At 64.4% G+C, this 18039-nt stretch carries 15 protein-coding genes; 5 read left to right on the plus strand and 10 right to left on the minus strand.

The window, feature by feature from the left end; genetic code table 11:
* The first annotated feature begins 138 nt into the window (after positions 1-138).
* The 5 genes from cobG to CXQ81_RS05690 all read left to right on the plus strand — a co-directional run bounded on the left by cobG (position 139) and on the right by CXQ81_RS05690 (position 5454).
* Positions 139-1452 carry a precorrin-3B synthase gene (cobG, locus tag CXQ81_RS05670; RefSeq protein ID WP_305886555.1) on the plus strand — a complete coding sequence of 438 codons (1314 nt, stop codon included), beginning with the start codon at positions 139-141 and terminating at the stop codon, positions 1450-1452.
* A complete protein-coding gene (locus CXQ81_RS05675) occupies positions 1445-2071 on the plus strand; it encodes a precorrin-8X methylmutase (protein ID WP_101336716.1) in 627 nt (208 codons plus the stop codon). The genes cobG and CXQ81_RS05675 overlap by 8 nt, the downstream gene beginning before the upstream one ends.
* On the plus strand, positions 2071-2802 hold the full coding sequence (locus CXQ81_RS05680; protein ID WP_101336717.1) for a precorrin-2 C(20)-methyltransferase: 732 nt from the start codon (positions 2071-2073) through the stop codon (positions 2800-2802). Before CXQ81_RS05675 ends, CXQ81_RS05680 begins: the two co-directional genes overlap by 1 nt.
* Positions 2802-4523 carry a precorrin-3B C(17)-methyltransferase gene (gene cobJ, locus CXQ81_RS05685; protein WP_101336718.1) on the plus strand — a complete coding sequence of 574 codons (1722 nt, stop codon included), beginning with the start codon at positions 2802-2804 and terminating at the stop codon, positions 4521-4523. The genes CXQ81_RS05680 and cobJ overlap by 1 nt, the downstream gene beginning before the upstream one ends.
* Positions 4524-5193: 670 nt before the next feature.
* Positions 5194-5454, plus strand: a complete 261-nt coding sequence (locus tag CXQ81_RS05690) for a hypothetical protein (protein WP_007923491.1) — start codon at positions 5194-5196, stop codon at positions 5452-5454.
* A gap of 88 nt (positions 5455-5542) precedes the next feature.
* On the opposite strand, the gene CXQ81_RS05695 is transcribed toward CXQ81_RS05690, so the two are convergent.
* The 10 genes from CXQ81_RS05695 to accB form a co-directional block, all read right to left on the minus strand.
* On the minus strand, positions 5543-6136 hold the full coding sequence (locus tag CXQ81_RS05695; protein WP_007923493.1) for a MarC family protein: 594 nt from the start codon (positions 6134-6136) through the stop codon (positions 5543-5545).
* 62 nt (positions 6137-6198) lie between these two features.
* Positions 6199-8982 carry a hybrid sensor histidine kinase/response regulator gene (locus tag CXQ81_RS05700; protein WP_101336719.1) on the minus strand — a complete coding sequence of 928 codons (2784 nt, stop codon included), beginning with the start codon at positions 8980-8982 and terminating at the stop codon, positions 6199-6201.
* Between the two features lie 99 nt (positions 8983-9081).
* Complete coding sequence (purD, locus tag CXQ81_RS05705) at positions 9082-10377, minus strand: phosphoribosylamine--glycine ligase (protein ID WP_101336720.1); 1296 nt, start codon at positions 10375-10377, stop codon at positions 9082-9084.
* Between the two features lie 172 nt (positions 10378-10549).
* Positions 10550-12157 (minus strand): bifunctional phosphoribosylaminoimidazolecarboxamide formyltransferase/IMP cyclohydrolase, encoded by a 1608-nt coding sequence (gene purH, locus CXQ81_RS05710; protein ID WP_101336721.1) that lies wholly within the window; start codon positions 12155-12157, stop codon positions 10550-10552.
* 81 nt (positions 12158-12238) lie between these two features.
* Positions 12239-12559 carry a DNA-binding transcriptional regulator Fis gene (gene fis / locus CXQ81_RS05715; RefSeq protein ID WP_007921650.1) on the minus strand — a complete coding sequence of 107 codons (321 nt, stop codon included), beginning with the start codon at positions 12557-12559 and terminating at the stop codon, positions 12239-12241.
* Entirely contained in the window at positions 12556-13569 is a 1014-nt protein-coding gene (gene dusB, locus CXQ81_RS05720; RefSeq protein ID WP_007921649.1) for a tRNA dihydrouridine synthase DusB, read from the minus strand. Before dusB ends, fis begins: the two co-directional genes overlap by 4 nt.
* Before the next feature lie 196 nt (positions 13570-13765).
* Positions 13766-15004, minus strand: a complete 1239-nt coding sequence (locus CXQ81_RS05725; RefSeq protein ID WP_101336722.1) for a DUF3426 domain-containing protein — start codon at positions 15002-15004, stop codon at positions 13766-13768.
* 30 nt (positions 15005-15034) lie between these two features.
* Positions 15035-15913, minus strand: coding sequence for a 50S ribosomal protein L11 methyltransferase (gene prmA, locus CXQ81_RS05730; protein WP_007921647.1), 879 nt, complete (start codon positions 15911-15913; stop codon positions 15035-15037).
* Positions 15914-16199: 286 nt separating this feature from the next.
* Positions 16200-17555, minus strand: a complete 1356-nt coding sequence (gene accC, locus CXQ81_RS05735) for an acetyl-CoA carboxylase biotin carboxylase subunit (protein ID WP_007921646.1) — start codon at positions 17553-17555, stop codon at positions 16200-16202.
* Positions 17556-17572: 17 nt separating this feature from the next.
* Positions 17573-18034 (minus strand): acetyl-CoA carboxylase biotin carboxyl carrier protein, encoded by a 462-nt coding sequence (gene accB / locus CXQ81_RS05740; protein ID WP_007921645.1) that lies wholly within the window; start codon positions 18032-18034, stop codon positions 17573-17575.
* Between the last annotated feature and the right edge of the window lie 5 nt (positions 18035-18039).

Raw genomic sequence — 18039 nt, forward strand, 5'->3', positions numbered from 1 at the left:
CGCTATTCCTCGAGGGTAAAACCTGTTCTTCCGACAGGCAGGCTTTTCATGCCTTCGGACAAAGCAGGCATAATACCGCGCCTTCGCCCACGAAGCGCCTTTCCCACACAGCCGGTCACCCCCTTGAACGAACGCCCGATGTCCACCGCCTTACGCCCCTCGGCCTGTCCGGGGTTGCTGCGTATCGTCCCGGCACTGGACGGCGGTATCTGCCGGATCAAGCTGGCCGGCGGGGCGATCAGCATCGCCCAGGCCCGCGCGGTGGCCGCTGCGGCCGAGCGTTATGCCGGCGGGGTGATCGAGGCGACCAACCGCGCCAACCTGCAGATTCGCGGGATCGGCGCCGAACATCAGGCGCTGATCGCCGATCTGCTGGCCGCCGGCCTGGGACCGACCACTGCGGCCGGCGATGACGTGCGCAACCTGATGCTCAGCCCCACGGCCGGGATCGACCGCACGATGATCGTCGACACCCGTCCCCTGGCCGGGCAGATTCTCGCCACTGTGCAAAGCCATCCGCGCTTTCATGAGTTGTCGCCCAAGTTCGCCGTGCAACTCGACGGCGGCGAGGCCCTGGCCATGCTGGAGCATCCCCATGACCTGTGGCTTTCGGCGTTCGAAGGTGCGGGCGAGCCCTGGCTGGCCTTCGGTCTGGCCGGCTGCCCTGGGGACCGGCCCCTGGCCAGCGTGGCGCTGGAGGATGGGCTGGCCCTGGTGGTGGCGGTGCTGGAGCTGTTCCTCGACCTGGCCCGCCCCGAACAGACCCGCATGCGCCAGCTGTTGGCGGAACACTCGGCGGACGCGCTGCTGGCGCAGGTGTCCGCGCGCTTGCCGGGGCCGGTGATCAGAATTGGCGATTGGCAGCGCGTGGCCCCTTCCGAGCCGCTGCATATCGGCACTTATCCACAGCGGCAACCGGACCAGGTCTATGTCGGTGCCGTCACGCCCCTGGGGCGGCTGGCCCCGTCGATGCTGCGCGGCGCGGCGCAGCTGGCTGAGCAATGGGGCGACGGCAGCCTGAGGTTCACGCCCTGGCAGAGCCTGTTGCTGCCAAATCTGCGGGCCGAAGATGCGCCTGAAGTCACGCGCTGCCTGCAACAGCTGGGGTTTCTCTGCTCGCCAGAGCAGCCCCTGGCCCACCTGATTGCCTGCACCGGTTCCAGCGGCTGCGGCAAGGCCCTGGCCGACACCAAGGGCGACGCGCTGAAGCTGGCTGCCTTGCTCCAGCGTCACGGACATCAGCTGGACGTGCACCTGTCCGGCTGCTCGCGTTCCTGCGCCGCCGCCCATGTGGCACCGGCTACCTTGCTGGCCGTCGCCCCCGGTCGTTACGACCTCTATTTTCGCGATGCCGCGCAGCCGGGTTTCGGCACGCTGCACGCACGCAACCTTTCCCTTGAAGCGGCCGGCGCATTGCTCGATGCCCGCCCACGGAGCAACACCCATGATTGATTACATCCGCGACGGTCAGGAGATCTATCGCAACTCCTTCGCGATCATTCGCGAGGAGGCCAGGCTCGATCGCATCCCCGCGGACCTGGAAAAGCTCGCGGTGCGGGTGATCCACGCCTGCGGCATGGTCGATGCCATCGACGGCCTGCAGTTCTCCGAAGGCGCGGGTAAGGCCGGGCGCGCTGCCCTGGCCGCTGGCGCGCCGATTCTCTGCGATGCGCGCATGGTCTCCGAAGGCATTACCCGCGCCCGTCTGCCGGCGAACAATCAGGTGATCTGCACCCTGCGCGACGAAAGCGTGCCGGAGCTGGCCCGCGAGCTGGGCAACACCCGCTCGGCGGTGGCCCTGGAACTGTGGCGGCCGTACCTGGAAGGCAGCGTGGTGGTGATCGGCAACGCCCCGACCGCGCTGTTCTACCTGCTGGAAATGCTCGACGCCGGCGCGCCGAAACCGGCGCTGATCCTCGGTTTCCCGGTAGGTTTCGTCGGCGCGGCCGAGTCCAAGGCGATGCTCGCCGCCGACAGCCGCGGCGTGCCTTTTGTGATCATGCAAGGCCGCCTGGGCGGCAGCGCCATGGCCGCCGCCGCCGTCAACGCCCTGGCCACGGAGATCGAATGATGCAGCAACCTGGACGTTTGATCGGCCTGGGCGTCGGCCCCGGTGATCCGGAACTGATTACCGTCAAGGCCCTGCGCCTGCTGCGCGAATCGCCGGTGGTGGCGTACTTCGTCGCCAAGGGTAAAAAGGGCAATGCCTTCGGCATCATCGAAGCACACCTGCAAGGCGCGCAGACCCTGGTGCCGCTGGTCTACCCGGTGACCACCGAAGTGCTGCCGGCGCCTTTGTCCTATGAGCAAGTGATCAGCGACTTCTATGACAGCGCCGCCGAAGACTTGGCCAGGCACCTGGACGCCGGCCGCGATGTGGCGGTGATCTGTGAAGGCGACCCGTTCTTCTACGGTTCCTACATGTACCTGCACGACCGCCTGGCCGAGCGTTACCCGGCCGAAGTGGTGCCGGGGGTGTGCTCGATGCTCGGTGGCGCCTCGGTGCTGGGCGCGCCGCTGGTGTATCGCAACCAGAGCCTGTCGGTGCTCTCCGGCGTGTTGCCCCATGACGAACTCAAGCGCCGCCTGACCGATGCCGACGCGGCGGTGGTGATGAAGCTGGGGCGCAACTTCCCCAAGGTGCGCCAGGTGCTCGAAGAGCTGGGCCTGGCCGAGCGCGCGCTGTACGTCGAGCGCGCGACCATGGCCAACCAGAAGATCCTGCCGCTGGATGAAGTGCAGCCGATGTCCTCGCCGTATTTCTCGTTGATCATCGTGCCCGGTGAAAGGTGGCAAGGTTGATGGCCCGTTCCGCACCGGCCATCGTCATCCTTGGCCAAGGCAGCCTGGCGACTGCGCGCAAGCTTCAGCAGCTGTACCCGGATGCGCTGATCCACGGCCTGGCCGAACGGGTCGAGGGCGCCGACCGCCCGTACCAGGAGTTCGGCGCGACCTTGCGTCAGCTGTATCAACAGGACACGCCGATCATCGCCCTGTGCGCTGCAGGCATCGTCATCCGCACCCTGGCGCCGCTGCTGCTGGAGAAGGGCGCGGAGCCGCCGGTGCTGGCCGTGGCCGAAGACGGCAGCGCCGTGGTGCCGTTGCTCGGTGGCCTGGGCGGAGTGAACGTCATGGCCCGGGAAATCGCCGCCGGCCTGGGTGTGGCGGCGGCCATCACCACCAGCGGCGAGCTGCGCTTCGGCACCTGCCTGCTCAACCCACCGAGCGGCTATGCCCTGGGTGATCTGGAGCTGGGCAAGCGTTTCGTCTCCGATCTGCTGGGCGGTGAAAGCGTGCGCATCGAAGGCGCCGCGCCCTGGCTGGCCGAGGCCAAGTTGCCGGAAGACCAACAGGCCCGGCTGACCATTCGCGTCGGCTCCGCCGAGTGCGAGCCATCCGCCAATGAGCTGCTGATCTATCCGCGCAGCGTCCTCATCGCCCTCACCTGTAGGAGCGAGCTTGCTCGCGATAGCGGCCCCGAACTCGCCGCGCATCTGCGAGCCGCCCTGCACACCGCCAAAATCGCCGTGCAGTCCGTCGCTTGCCTGCTGGCCGCCGATACCGAGATGGCCAGCCCGGCCTTGCGCGAAGCCGCCGCCGAGCTGGGCGTACCTTTGCGTTTCGCCCCGGCCGCCAGCAGCGTGGTCGAACTGGCGCAACAGGCCGTGCCGCAACTGTTGCCGCCGCTCAGCGTGGGTGAAGACATCGCCATTGCCGTGGCCAGCCAGCCGCTGGACCCGCAGCAGATCGGCCGCCCCCGTGGCCGCCTGGCGGTGATCGGCCTGGGCCCTGGCGCCGCCGAACTGATGGTGCCGGCGGTGAAAGCCGAACTGGCGCGGGCCAACGATATCCTCGGCTACGAAACCTATGTGCGCATGGCCGGCCCGTTCCGCGCCGACCAGGTCATGCACTGCACCGACAACCGCGAAGAAATGCAGCGTGCCCGCCACGCCTTCGAGCTCGCGGCCCAAGGCCGTTCGGTGGTGGTGGTGTCCTCCGGCGACCCGGGGGTTTTCGCCATGGCCGCGGCGGTGCTGGAAGCGCTGCACGAATCCAGCGAGCCGAGCTGGCATCAGGTCGAGCTGGAAGTCCTTCCCGGGGTTTCCGCTTCCCTGGCTACCGCCGCACAGGCTGGCGCGCCCCTGGGGCATGATTTCTGCGTGCTGTCGCTGTCGGACAACCTCAAGCCCTGGACAATCATCGAGAAGCGCCTGGACCTGGCGTCCCAGGCCGACCTGGCCTTGGCGTTCTACAACCCGATCTCGCGCTCGCGCCCTTGGCAACTGGGGCGCGCGCTGGAGATCGTGCGCCAGCACCGCACTGCGGACACGCCGGTGGTGCTGGGGCGGGATATCGGCCGTCCGGGGCAGACGTTGCGGGTTATCACCCTGGGCGAGCTGACGCCGGAGCAGGTGGATATGCGGACCATGGTGTTGGTTGGCTCCTCTACTACTTGCGTATTCCCCAAGGCTGGAGGTGGGGAATGGGTGTATACGCCGAGGTGGTACGGGCAGAAACCTTAGGCAACCTCGAACCACCGTAGGAGCGAGGCTTGCCCGCGATGGCGTCCGTTTTGGCGCTGCATTTCTTGGACGGTGTACATATCCGTTGCTGCGGTCACGGCTGCTGGCGGTTTCGCCCTTACGGCGACTCACTTTTTACAAACGCCTAAAAAGTAAGCAAAAACGCTTGCCCCTGCGTACGGCCTTCGCTGCGCTCAGGTTCCCTCGCTCCGGCGTCCATCAGGGGGCATCGACTCCGGTCGGCTTCGCTTCGACCTCCATACGATGTCCTCGACTGCGTCGAGGGGCGCTGCGCGCCATCCCCCTGATGAACACCTCCACTCGGCCTCCCGATGGGGCGGGTAGATCAAGATCAAAAGCCGGGCGCGACCTACCGGTCGGCGCTAACCCTGTAGCCGCTGCCGAGCCTGCGAGGCTGCGATCGGCCGCGAAGCGGACGCAGGGTCTTGAAACCGCTGGAGGACCTTCGGTCCTATCGCAGCCTCGCGGGCTCGGCAGCGGCTACAGGAAGCGTGGGGGCCGTCAGAGGGAAAGAATGGCAACACATTGAGGGTTGTCGCAGTTTTTTTGCGAAGCCATAGTTGCCCGGTCGCCGACGCATCGGCGGCCGATCTTAGCCGGTCGGAAAGCGAGCCTATGAATGCAGAAATGCTAACCATGGAGCTTCCCAATGACCGAGTTCATCCCACTACAAAGCAATCTCACCCCCACCCCAATTTTCCACCTCGACCGCAACGCGCCCGCAGCCGATCTGCATGGCGGGGCGGTACAGCGCATCAAGGCTTCGCGGGATTTGATGCACAGCCTCAATTGCCTGAGTGTCAAAGGTGTGGGCGATCAGGATCTGATTCACTTCGTCAACGCCGCCCACCTGTTGCTGCAAGACGGCTGCGACGCCCTGGATGCCTTGCAGTGGCAACTGCAGGCATAAAAAGTCCACCCCAGAAAAAACACGGGCTCACTGTCCCCAGTGAGCCCGCTCGTTCTTGCCGCTTGTAGCTTGAAGCTTGCCGCTGCCTCTACCCCAGATACCCCTTGACCCCGGTAAAGATGATCTGCGCCGCCAGGGCGCAGACGAACAGGCCCATCAGTCGGCTGACGATCTGCAAGCCTTGCTCGCCGAGGATGCGTTCGATGCGGTTGGACAGGTAGAGCACCACGCCGACCGTGAAGCTGGCCAGGGCGATGCTGAGGATCGCGGTGAGTTTGTCGTCCCAGTGCGGCTGGCTGACGCCCATCACCAGCAGGGCGCCGATGGTGCCGGGGCCGACGGTCAGGGGTATGGTCAGCGGCACTATGGTCACGTCCTGCTGCACGTTGTCGGTCTGGATCGCCGACTTGCCCTGGGCCATGCCCAGGGCCGAGATGAACAGCACGCTGCCGGCTCCGATGCGGAAGGCGTCCACGGTGATGCCGAACACATTGAAGATCACTCGTCCGAACAGATACAGCAGCACGCTGGAGGCCAGGGTCGCCAGGGCGACGTTCCACGCCAGGCGCCGACGCTCCTTGCTGGAGTAGCCACGAGTCAGGCTGATGAAGCAGGACAGGACGAAGAAGGGGCTGTAGAGCACCAGCATCTTCAGGTACACGCTGAACAGCACATGGAGCATGGCGCAAACTCACAGCGAAGGAGGGCGAGCGGAGTTTAACAGGCGTTTGCCGGACTGTCGGCTCAGGACGGTTGCGCCGTGGTGCGGTTCTGCTGATCGCGCTGCGCCACCCAGTGTTCGATCAGTTCGCGCAGTTGCGACAGCTCCACCGGCTTGGCCATGTGCCCGTCCATGCCGGCCTGCCGCGCGCGCTCCTTGTGCTCGGTGAGGATGTGCGCGGTCAGCGCCACCACCGGCGTGCGCACGCGCTGGTTGCCGACTTCCCAGGCCCGCAGTTGCTGGGTGGCGGAGAAACCGTCGAGGATCGGCATTTCGCAGTCCATCAGCACCAGGTCGTAGCGCTGGGCCTTCATCGCTTGCAGGGCTTCTTCGCCGTTGCTCGCGGTATCGGGCTGCAGGTTGAGCTTGCCGAGCATGCCGCGAATCACCTTGGTGGAGATGCTGTTGTCCTCGGCGACCAGGATGCGGAAGTCGCTCGGCACCTTGACCGGCACCGCAACCCCGCTCAGCGAATGGGGCTGATGGGGGACCAGTTGGCCCTTGTTGCGCTGGGTCAGCTCGTCGGCCAGGGTGGTCTTGAGGGTGTAGCCGGCCACGGGTTTGGCGAGGATGCGCTTGACCCCGGCGTTGCGTGCGATGACCTTGCTCGGCGCGTTGCTGATGCCGGTGAGCATGATCAGCAGGATGTCGTGGTTCAGGCTCGGGTCTTCCTTGATCTTGGCCGCCAGTTGCATGCCGGTCATGCCGGGCATGTTCTGGTCGAGCAGCACCACATCGAAGTAGTCGCGCAGGTGCGCCTTGGTGCGCAGCAGGGCCAGGGCTTCCTTGCCCGAAGGCACGGCGCTGACGTTCAGGCCCCAGGCGCTGCATTGCTGCACCAGGACCTTGCGGCAGGTGTCGTTGTCGTCCACCACCAGCACCCGGGCGCCTTGCAGCGGGCCATCCAGGTCGGACGTCGGGTGCTCCAGGCGCTCAGGGTCCAGCGGCAGGGTCAGCCACAGGGTGCTGCCCTGGTTGGCGCTGGTCTTGACCCCGAACTCGCCATGCATCAGCAGGATCAGCTGGCGGGCGATGACCAGGCCGAGATTGCCGCCCAGGCGGGTGCTGGCGAGGAAGTTCTTGCTGTGCAGTTCCGAATGCAGCAGGGCATCGCGCTCTTCGGCTTCCATCGGCTGGCCGCTGTCCTGCACGGCGATGCGCAGGCGCGGTTTGCTGGTGCGCTCGTCCAGCGCGACCACCACCAGGACCTCGCCTTCGTCGGTCTTCTTCAGGGCGTTTTCCAACAGGCTGAGCATGGCCTGGCGCAAGCGCGTCGGGTCGCCGCTGATCACGCGCGGCACCTGCGGCTGGATGAAGCTGATCAGCTCGACGTTCTGCTGCTCGGCCTTGGCGCGGAAAATACTCAGGCAGTCTTCGATCAGTGCATTGAGGTCGAACTGCACGTCGTCCAGCTCGATCTGCCCGGACTCGAGCTTGGAGATGTCGAGGATCTCGTTGATCAGGGTCAGCAGCTCGTTGCCGGCGCTGTGGATGGTCTGCACGTAGTCGCGTTGCTTGACCGACAGTGGCGTGCCCAGCAGCAGCTCGGTCATGCCCAGCACGCCGTTCATCGGTGTGCGGATCTCGTGGCTGATCTTGGCCAGGAACTCGGCCTTGGCATTGACCTCGGCGTTGCTGGCGGCGAGGTCGCGGCTGACGCTGAACTCGTTCTCGGTGATGCTGCGCTGGCGCTCGCCCAGGGCGATGCTCATCGCCCACCCGCTCAGGCACATGGTCACCAGCAGGGTGATGATCAGGCCCTGGGGCGCGACCATGGTCAGCCCCAGCAGCGCCGGCAGCACGATCAGCGCGCCGATGTTGAAGATGCCCATGCCGGCCACGAAGTAGCGCGCCGGGCGGTAGCCTTTGTGCCAGTGATAACCGGCGATGAACAGCATGCTCAGGCCGACCAGGGCCACCAGGCCGTAGGTGATGAGGTTCAGCGGGAGCGAATCGACGAACAGCAGCAACAGGCTGCACAGGCCGACCATCAGGATGTCGACCAGCAGCAGCTTGTTCAGTGGGTGCGGGCCCAGCGGGGCAAAAAAACGATAGACGAACATCAGCCCGCAAGGGGTGGTCAGCAACAGCGCCAGGTAGGCGCCAGGGGTCTGTATCGCGTGCCAGTCCGGCAGCCAGGGGCCGAACAGGTTGAGCATCAGCGCCAGGCTGAGCATCACCAGGGCTTCGCAGGACGCCAGCCACAGGCTGCTGCGCGAACGGGTGTAGGCGTAGCGCACCAGGTTGTGCAGCATCAGCATGCCCATGCAGCCGAACAGCAGGCCGTACAGCACGCTCTGGCCTTGATTGGCCGCGGTCATGACCGCCGGTTGCAGGGTGATGTAAGGGCGCAACTGATGGTCGGAGACCAGGCGCAGGTAGACATCGAGGGTCTTCTGGTTCTGCGGCAGCGGCAGCATGAAGTCACTGCTGGGCAAAGGCCGTTCGGCCTGGGGCTGCTGGGTGCCGGAGGTCAGTTGCTCGACCAGGTTGTCGCCGTCCAGCACATACATGTCCAGGCGTGACAGGTCGGGCGCGAAGATCCGCAGCAGTTGTTCGTGCTTGCCCGGTTGCAGTTTGAAACGCAGCCATAACGCGCCTCCGGGTTCGGCGGCGGTGATGCGTTCCAGTTCGATCGGGCTGAATTGATTGGTGTAGCGCGGGGAGCGGATATCGCTCAGTTGCAGGTCGGCCTGTTCATCGAGCAAAACGGCCCAGTTACTGCCTTGTGCGGCCTGGGCCGGGATCAAGCAGAGCAGGGTCAGCAGAGTGACGGTGAAACCTATGGCAGTCCTGAGCCAGCGCACGGCGAAATCCCTTCGTAGGTTGATGCCAGATTATAACTATGCGCGGCGCTGGAGCCGTCCGGCAAGGGCCTGGGGCCCTTGCCGGACAGGAAGACAGGATTACTCCTGACTTTCGCCACGCTCGCGGGCAATGGCCCGGTAACCGATGTCTTTGCGGTAGAAGCAGCCTTGCCAATCGATCTTAGCTGCCAGTTGGTAGGCCTGCTGCTGCGCGGCACCCACGCTTTCGCCTAGGGCGGTGGCGCAGAGCACGCGGCCGCCGGAGGTTACCACCTGACCGTCCTTGAGCGCGGTGCCGGCGTGGAAGACTTTGCCTTCCAGTTTGGCGGCCGCGTCCAGGCCTTCGATCACCGCGCCTTTGCCGTAGTCACCAGGATAGCCGCCAGCGGCCAGGACGATGCCCAGGCTCGGACGTGGATCCCATTGCGCTTCGACCTTGTCCAGCGCCTGGGCCAGGGCGGCCTCGACCAGCAGCACCAGGCTCGATTGCAGGCGCAGCATCACCGGTTGGGTTTCCGGATCGCCAAAGCGGCAGTTGAACTCGATGACTTTCGGGTTGCCGGCCTTGTCGATCATCAGGCCGGCGTACAGGAAACCGGTGTAGACGTTGCCTTCGTCGGCCATGCCGCGCACGGTCGGCCAGATCACCTGGTCCATCACGCGCTGGTGCACGTCGGCGGTGACCACCGGGGCAGGGGAGTAGGCCCCCATGCCGCCGGTGTTCGGGCCGCTGTCGCCGTCACCGACGCGCTTGTGGTCCTGGCTGGTGGCCATGGGCAGCACGTTCTTGCCGTCGACCATGACGATGAAGCTGGCTTCCTCGCCGTCGAGGAATTCTTCGATCACCACACGCGAACCCGCGTCGCCGAAGGCATTGCCGGCCAGCATGTCGCGCACGGCGTCTTCGGCCTCGCTCAGGGTCATGGCGACGATCACGCCTTTACCGGCGGCCAGGCCGTCGGCCTTGATCACGATCGGCGCGCCTTTTTCCCGCAGATAAGCCAGGGCCGGCTCGATCTCGGTGAAGTTCTGGTAGTCGGCGGTCGGGATCTTGTGGCGCGCCAGGAAATCCTTGGTGAAGGCTTTCGAGCCTTCCAGCTGGGCCGCGCCAGCGGTCGGACCGAAGCAATCCAGGCCACGGGAGCGGAACAGGTCGACCACGCCAGCCACCAGCGGTACTTCCGGACCGACGATGGTCAGGGACACGTTCTTCTCGGCAAAGTCGGCCAGCTGCTCGAGGGCCAATACGTCGATGGCCACGTTCTCGCACTTGGCTTCGATGGCGGTGCCGGCGTTGCCCGGGGCAACGAAGACTTTCTCGACCCGTGGGTCTTGAGCGACTTTCCAGGCCAGGGCGTGTTCACGACCGCCGCTACCAATGATCAAAACGTTCAAGTCAGACTCCTTCGGAGGAAGCTACAAGCCGCAAGCTGCAAGTGGAGAGCAATCTGTATCGCTCTGGGGGTGCAGCGTGCGGCTCTGAATTAGGGAAGACTGCAAGCACAAGCAAAAGCGACTCCGGTCTGCTTTTACTTGCCGCTTGCAGCTTGAAACTTGCCGCTCCACGTTAGTGGCGGAAGTGGCGCATACCGGTGAATACCATTGCGATTCCGGCTTCGTCGGCGGCGGCGATCACTTCGTTGTCGCGCATCGAGCCGCCTGGCTGGATCACCGCGGTGATGCCGACCTTGGCCGCGTTGTCGATGCCGTCGCGGAACGGGAAGAACGCATCGGACGCCATGACCGCGCCCTGCACTTGCAGGCCGGCGTGTTCAGCCTTGATCGCGGCGATACGGGCGGAGTTCACGCGGCTCATCTGGCCGGCGCCGACGCCGATGGTCTGACGGTTCTTGGCGTAGACGATAGCGTTGGACTTGACGAACTTGGCCACTTTCCAGGCGAAGATCAGGTCGTGGATTTCCTGTTCGGTCGGGGCGCGCTTGGTCACCACTTTCAGGTCGTCGGCGCCGATCATGCCGATGTCGCGGCTCTGCACCAGCAGGCCACCGTTGACGCGCTTGTAGTCCCAGGCCGGAACGCGGTCTGCCGACCATTGGCCGCAGGCCAGCAGGCGCACGTTGGCTTTCGCGGCAACGATGGCACGGGCTTCGTTGCTGACCGAAGGGGCAATGATCACTTCAACGAACTGACGCTCGACGATGGCCTTGGCGGTCTCGGCGTCCAGTTCGCGGTTGAAGGCGATGATGCCGCCGAAGGCCGATTCGGTGTCGGTGGCGTAGGCCAGTTCGTACGCCTGGCGGATACCGCCTTCGGCGTCCGGGCTCACGGCCACGCCGCACGGGTTGGCGTGCTTGACGATCACACAGGCCGGCTTGACGAAGCTCTTCACGCATTCCAGCGCGGCGTCGGTGTCGGCCACGTTGTTGTACGACAGTTCCTTGCCTTGCAGCTGGGTGGCGGTGGCGATGCCGACTTCGGCAGGCTTGGCTTCCACGTAGAACGCCGCGCTCTGGTGCGGGTTCTCGCCGTAGCGCATTTCCTGGGCCTTGATGAACTGGCTGTTGAAGGTGCGCGGGAATTCGCTGCGACCTTCGGTGGTCAGGGTTTCGGCCGCCTGGTTCACGGTGCCCATGTAGTTGGCGATCATGCCGTCATAGGCCGCGGTGTGTTCGAAGGCCTTGAGCATCAGGTCGAAACGCTGGGCGTAGGTCAGGCCGCCGGCCTTGAGGCTTTCCAGCACCTGGCCGTAGTCGCTGGCGTTGACCACGATGGCCACGTCTTTGTGGTTCTTGGCCGCCGAGCGGACCATGGTCGGGCCACCGATGTCGATGTTCTCGATGGCGGTCGGCAGGTCGCAGCCCGGCTTGGAGATGGTGGCTTCGAACGGATAGAGGTTGACCGCTACCAGGTCGATCGGCTTGATGCCGTGCTCGTTCATGATGGCGTCGTCGATACCGCGACGACCGAGGATACCGCCGTGGATTTTCGGGTGCAGGGTCTTCACCCGGCCGTCCATCATTTCCGCGAAACCGGTGTAATCCGCGACTTCCACTGCGGCCACGCCGTTGTCCTGCAGCAGTTTGAAGGTCCCGCCGGTGGAGAGGATCTCCACGCCCAGGGCTTCCAGCTCCTTGGCGAATTCGAGGATCCCGGTCTTGTCGGAAACACTGATCAAGGCGCGGCGGATCGGCAGGCGGGTAGTCTGGTCGGTCATCTCAATTTCCATCAAAAGCAAAGGAGTCAGCAAAAAAGGCGACCGGTTTTACGCGGGCGCCTTTCTGGTTTGATTGAATGCTTACAGCAAATCGTACTGCTTGAGTTTCTTGCGCAGGGTGCCGCGGTTCAGACCGAGCAGCTCGCTGGCCTTGGTCTGGTTGCCCTTGACGTAGTTCATCACGCTTTCGAGCAAAGGAGCCTCGACTTCGGAGAGCACCAGGTTGTACACGTCCGTGACGGCCGCGCCCTCAAGGTGGGCGAAATAATTGTGCAGCGCCTTCTCGACACTCCCGCGAAGGGTCTGGCCTTCTTCGCTCGGCGTATTGAGGTGCTGTTTCAAATTCACGTTGTCGCTCACGGGTGCTGTTCCACTCACTAAAGTCTCGGTCATCATCGTCATGCGGCCACCCCTTCTCCGTCCCCTGTCACCAGGCTCTTGTAACGCTCGGCAAAGAACTCACGAACGTTGGCGCACTGTGCTTCCGTATCTTCCAAACGATTGAAGTGGGCGCGAAACTCCCTGGCGCCCGGCAGAGTTGCGAGATACCAGCCCACATGCTTGCGAGCAATGCGTACGCCCATGACATCGCCATAGAAGGCATGCAGCGCGGCCAGATGCTCAAGCAGAATACGTTCCACTTCGAACAGTTCAGGTGCCGGCAGGGTTTGACCGGTACGCAGAAAATGTTCGATTTCACGAAAAATCCATGGCCGCCCCTGAGCGGCCCGGCCAATCAACAGCCCGTCGGCACCGGTAGCGTCGAGGACGTAGCGGGCCTTCTCGGGCGAGTCGATATCGCCGTTGGCGAAGACCGGGATCGACACCGCCTGCTTGATCGCAGCGATGGTGTCGTACTCGGCAACGCCCGTGTACAGGTCGGCCCGGGTCCGGCCATGGACCGCCAATGCCGTGATGCCTGCCTGTTCGGCGATCTTCGCCACCGTCAGGCCGTTCTTGTTCGCCCGGTCCCAGCCGGTACGGATCTTCAGGGTGACCGGCACATCGACTGCGGCCACCACGGCCTGCAGGATCTCGTTCACCAGATCTTCATCTTTCAGTAACGCGGAGCCGGCGGCCTTGTTGCAGACCTTCTTCGCCGGGCAACCCATGTTGATATCAATAATCTGTGCGCCCAACTCGACGTTGGCGCGGGCGGCATCCGCCAGCATCTGTGCATCGCCACCGGCGATCTGTACCGAGCGCGGCTCGGGATCGCCCTCGTGGATCATGCGCAGGCGCGATTTGCGACTGTTCCACAAACTCATGTCGCTGGTGACCATTTCCGAGACTACAAGGCCTGCACCCAGCCGCTTGCAAAGCTGACGAAAGGGCTGGTCGGTGACGCCCGCCATGGGGGCGAGAATCAAGCCGTTGTGCAATGTATATGGGCCGATGCGTACCGCCGACATAGGACTTCCCTGTTGTGGGGCCGGATCATGAGAGTTCGAAAAAGGGTTGGCATGATACCCGCTCTCGATGACTGGATAAAGGCTGAATTGGATAAAATCTGAACAGTTATTCTGTTATTGCCAACGGTTTGGTCCGCTGGGCAGCAGTCAGAAAACCGCCGTCAATCCCGGGCGGCCTTTGCTCGGATGGCGCGCCTTACTCGGGCGAGTGAAAGCTCAGGCTGTAGTTGACGGCCTTGGGGCCCGGATCGAGGATGTCCAGCGCGATATGGATCGGTGTCTGCGGCGGCATCTCCGACACCCCTTCGAGCTCACCCTTGACGTATTCGCCGGGTTTGAAGCGACGACTGGCGATCAGATGGCCGTTGAGGTCGGCGAAACGCAGTTCCAGCAGCGGGAAGGGCTGGGAGAACGGCGCGCGGTTGTAGATGATCGCATCCACCACCAGGGCGCCGCTGAAGTCCGGGTGGCTGCGCACCACCAGGTTGCTGCTTTTGATGCGGCCGATATCGACCTTCGAGGGCACCGTGCAGCCCAGTTCCGGGCAAAACTGCTGGAACCAGGGGCGGTACTGGTCCTGGCGCGCCAGTTCGTCGAAGTGATAGGCGATGTACTGGCCCGCCAGGCCGGCGGCGGCCAGCAGGATCAACAGGCTCCAGAGCAGGCGGCGGCCCCAGGGCGAGCGGCGCTTTTGCCAGTCCAGCTGGATCGGGTCGTCTTCCAGGTCCAGCAGCACGGCGTCCGGCGCCTCGGGCTCGGCGCGCCCGCGCTTGTTGCGTGGCGCCGGGCTGGCTGGCGGCTCGATCTCATCGGGCTCGTCGGCCTTCAGGGAGCCGTGCGCTGGCGTGGGCTCCAGGTCGTCGTCCAGGAGCAGGGAGGGCGCCTTGGGTTCGTCTTCCAGATCGTCCAGGTTGAAGGACAGCGACGGTTCGGTACGCCCGGAGCGGCCGGCGTCGACGGGCGGCTGTTCAGGTTTTTCGTTCAGGTCGCCGCTGGTGCCTGGTGGCTGGCTGAACAGGCTGTCGGGCCAGTGTTCCTCTTCGGCATCCGGCTGGTCGCGGCGGGCGCTGAGGGCGTCTTCCCTGGAGGCGCGTTCCTGGCCGAAGGCCTTGGTCGGCTGGATTTCCCGCTGTTCGAGCTTGGCCAGTTCCTCGTCCAGGTCGAGGCTGTCCAGGTCGAGCTCGGTGGCGCTCCACTGCTTCTGGCTGATGGCGCGCGGTGGCGGCGGGGTCAGCGGTTCAGCAGGGGCCGTCGGTGCGGGAGGTGTGACGACAGCGTCCTTGCCAGCGCGTTGCTCAAGCAACTGCCGTGCGGCGTTGAACACCTGCAGGCACGAGCCGCAGCGCACCACGCCCCGGGCCACGCTCAACTGGGCGTGGCTGACGCGGAAGCTGGTTTGGCAATGCGGACACTGGGTGACGAAACTGTCGGTCATGCGGCGATCCGGTTTATACAGGCGGCCATTCTAGCGCCGACGGCCGGTGATGCGTACCCAGCCATCGAGGTTGGCGATCGGATCCAGGTCGAAGTCCCGGGCGTAGGCGGCAGCGACTTCTTCACCCTGTTCGGCGAGGATGCCCGACAGCGCCAGGCGTCCGCCGCTCTTGACCAGGCTGGACAACTGCGGCGCCAGGGCAACCAGCGGGCCAGCAAGAATGTTGGCGACCAGCACGTCCGCCTGGACCTGCGGCAGGTCTTGCGGCAGATAGAGCGGGAACAGCGCTTCGGCGATGTTGTTGCGCCCGGCGTTGTCGCGGGAGGCTTCCAGGGCCTGCACGTCGATGTCGGTGCCCACCGCCTGTTTGGCGCCCAGCAGCAGGGCGGCGATCGCCAGGATCCCGGAACCGCAACCGAAGTCCAGCACGTTGCAGCCTTTCAGGTCCTGACCGTCGAGCCATTCCAGGCACAGGGCGGTGGTCGGGTGCGTGCCGGTGCCGAAGGCCAGGCCCGGATCGAGCAGCAGGTTGACCGCGTCCGGCTCGGGAGCGGCGTGCCAGCTCGGGACGATCCACAGGCGCTGGCCGAAACGCATCGGCTGAAAGTTGTCCATCCAGCTGCGTTCCCAGTCCTGGTCTTCGATCACTTCGCTGTGATGTTCGGGCAGCGGGCTGCCGGTCAGCAGCTCAAGGTGGGCCAGCACGCTGGCGGCCTCGGTGCCGTCTTCGAACAGGGCCAGCAGGTGAGTGTGGTTCCACAGCGGGGTGGTGTTGAGTTCCGGTTCGAAGATCGGCTGATCCTCGGCGTCCATGAAGGTCACCGAAACGGCGCCGACTTCGAGAAAAGCGTCTTCGTAGGTTTCGGCTTGTTCTGGGCTGATGGCGAGACGGACTTGCAGCCAAGGCATGGCGGGCACCTTTGAAATATGTAATGTGCAGCCTAGCGGGCTGCGAGAAGCGCGCAAGTTTACGCGAGCGAGGCGCAGAAGACGACACGCCAGGCACCATTTCCACTTGCCCGCACCGCCTCTCTGTAGGGGCGAGCTTGCTCGCGATGCCTGCAAGGGCGCCGCATAACACCAGGAAAATGCGCGCTGTCGCTGATGGCCCTATCGCGAGCAGGCTCGCTCCTACAAGGGGGCAGAAACGACAAGGCCGCTCGAAAGCGGCCTTGTCGTTCTGGTGCGGTGTCGATCAGTGTTGACCGGCCAGCTTGTGCTCCAGGTAGTGAATGTTCACGCCACCTTTGCAGAAGCCTTCGTCACGGGTCAGGTCGCGGTGCAGCGGGATGTTGGTCTTGATCCCGTCGACCACGATTTCGTCCAGCGCATTGCGCATGCGCGCCATGGCTTCTTCACGGGTTGCCCCGTAAGTGATCAGCTTGCCGATCAACGAGTCGTAGTTCGGTGGAACCGCGTAACCGCTGTACAGGTGCGAGTCGACGCGTACGCCATTGCCGCCCGGAGCATGGAAATGCTTGACCGTGCCTGGGCTTGGCATGAAGGTTTTCGGGTCTTCGGCGTTGATCCGGCATTCCAGTGCATGGCCACGAATGACCACGTCCTTCTGGGAGATCGACAGCTTGTTGCCAGCGGCGATGCTCAGCATCTCCTTGACGATGTCGACGCCAGTGACCATTTCCGATACCGGGTGCTCTACCTGCACGCGAGTGTTCATCTCGATGAAGTAGAAACGGCCGTTCTCGTACAGGAACTCGAAGGTGCCGGCGCCGCGGTAGCCGATGTCGATGCACGCCTTGACGCAGCGGGCGAAGACTTCCTGGCGCGCGGTTTCGTCGATGCCCGGAGCCGGCGCTTCTTCAAGCACCTTCTGGTGGCGACGCTGCAGGGAGCAGTCACGGTCGCCCAGGTGGATCGCGTTGCCTTGGCCGTCGGACAGCACCTGGACTTCCACGTGACGTGGGTTGGTCAGGAACTTCTCCAGGTAGACCATCGGGTTGCCGAACGCCGCGCCCGCTTCGGAGCGGGTCAGCTTGGCCGAGGAGATCAGGTCTTCTTCTTTATGCACCACGCGCATGCCGCGACCACCGCCGCCGCCAGCGGCCTTGATGATCACCGGGTAGCCGACTTCACGGCCGATGCGCAGCGCGGTTTCTTCGTCTTCCGGCAGCGGGCCGTCGGAACCGGGAACCGTAGGTACGCCGGCAGCGATCATGGCGTGCTTGGCCGATACCTTGTCGCCCATCAGGCGAATGGTCTCGGCTTTCGGGCCGATGAAGGCGAAGCCGGAGTTCTCGACCTGCTCGGCGAAGTCGGCGTTTTCCGCGAGGAAGCCGTAGCCTGGGTGAATGGCGGTGGCGCCGGTCACTTCGGCGGCCGCGATGATCGCCGGAATGTGCAGGTAGGAGTGCGCGGCGGAGGCCGGGCCGATGCAGACGGATTCGTCCGCCAGACCCAGGTGCATCAGTTCCTTGTCGGCCTTGGAGTAAACGGCGACGGTCTTGATACCCATCTCTTTGCAGGCACGCAGAATCCGCAGGGCGATTTCACCGCGGTTGGCGATCAGAACTTTTTCCAACTTCGCAGACATCGTTGGCTCTCCGCGGTTCAAACGATGGTGAACAGCGGTTGGTCGTACTCAACCGGCTGGCCGTCTTCGACGAGGATGGATTCGATCACACCGCTGGTTTCAGCTTCGATGTGGTTCATCATCTTCATGGCTTCGACGATGCACAGGGTGTCGCCTTTCTTCACGCTCTGGCCGACTTCAACGAAGGCTGGCGAGGTTGGCGAGGATTTGCGGTAGAAGGTGCCGACCATCGGCGAACGGGCAACGGTGCCGTTCAGCGCTGGGGCAGCTGGAGCTGCTGGTGCGGCAGCGGCGGCCGGAGCGGCAGCAGCAGGCGCGGCAACTGGAGCAGCCATCGGTGCCGGTGCGTAGTACTGCTGGGCTGGAGTCTTGCTGTGGCGGCTGATGCGTACGGACTCTTCGCCTTCCTTGATCTCGAGCTCGTCGATGCCGGATTCTTCCAGCAGTTCGATCAGTTTCTTAACTTTACGGATATCCATGAATC

Source organism: Pseudomonas sp. 09C 129 (assembly GCF_002843625.1).
Lineage (GTDB): Bacteria > Pseudomonadota > Gammaproteobacteria > Pseudomonadales > Pseudomonadaceae > Aquipseudomonas > Aquipseudomonas chlororaphis.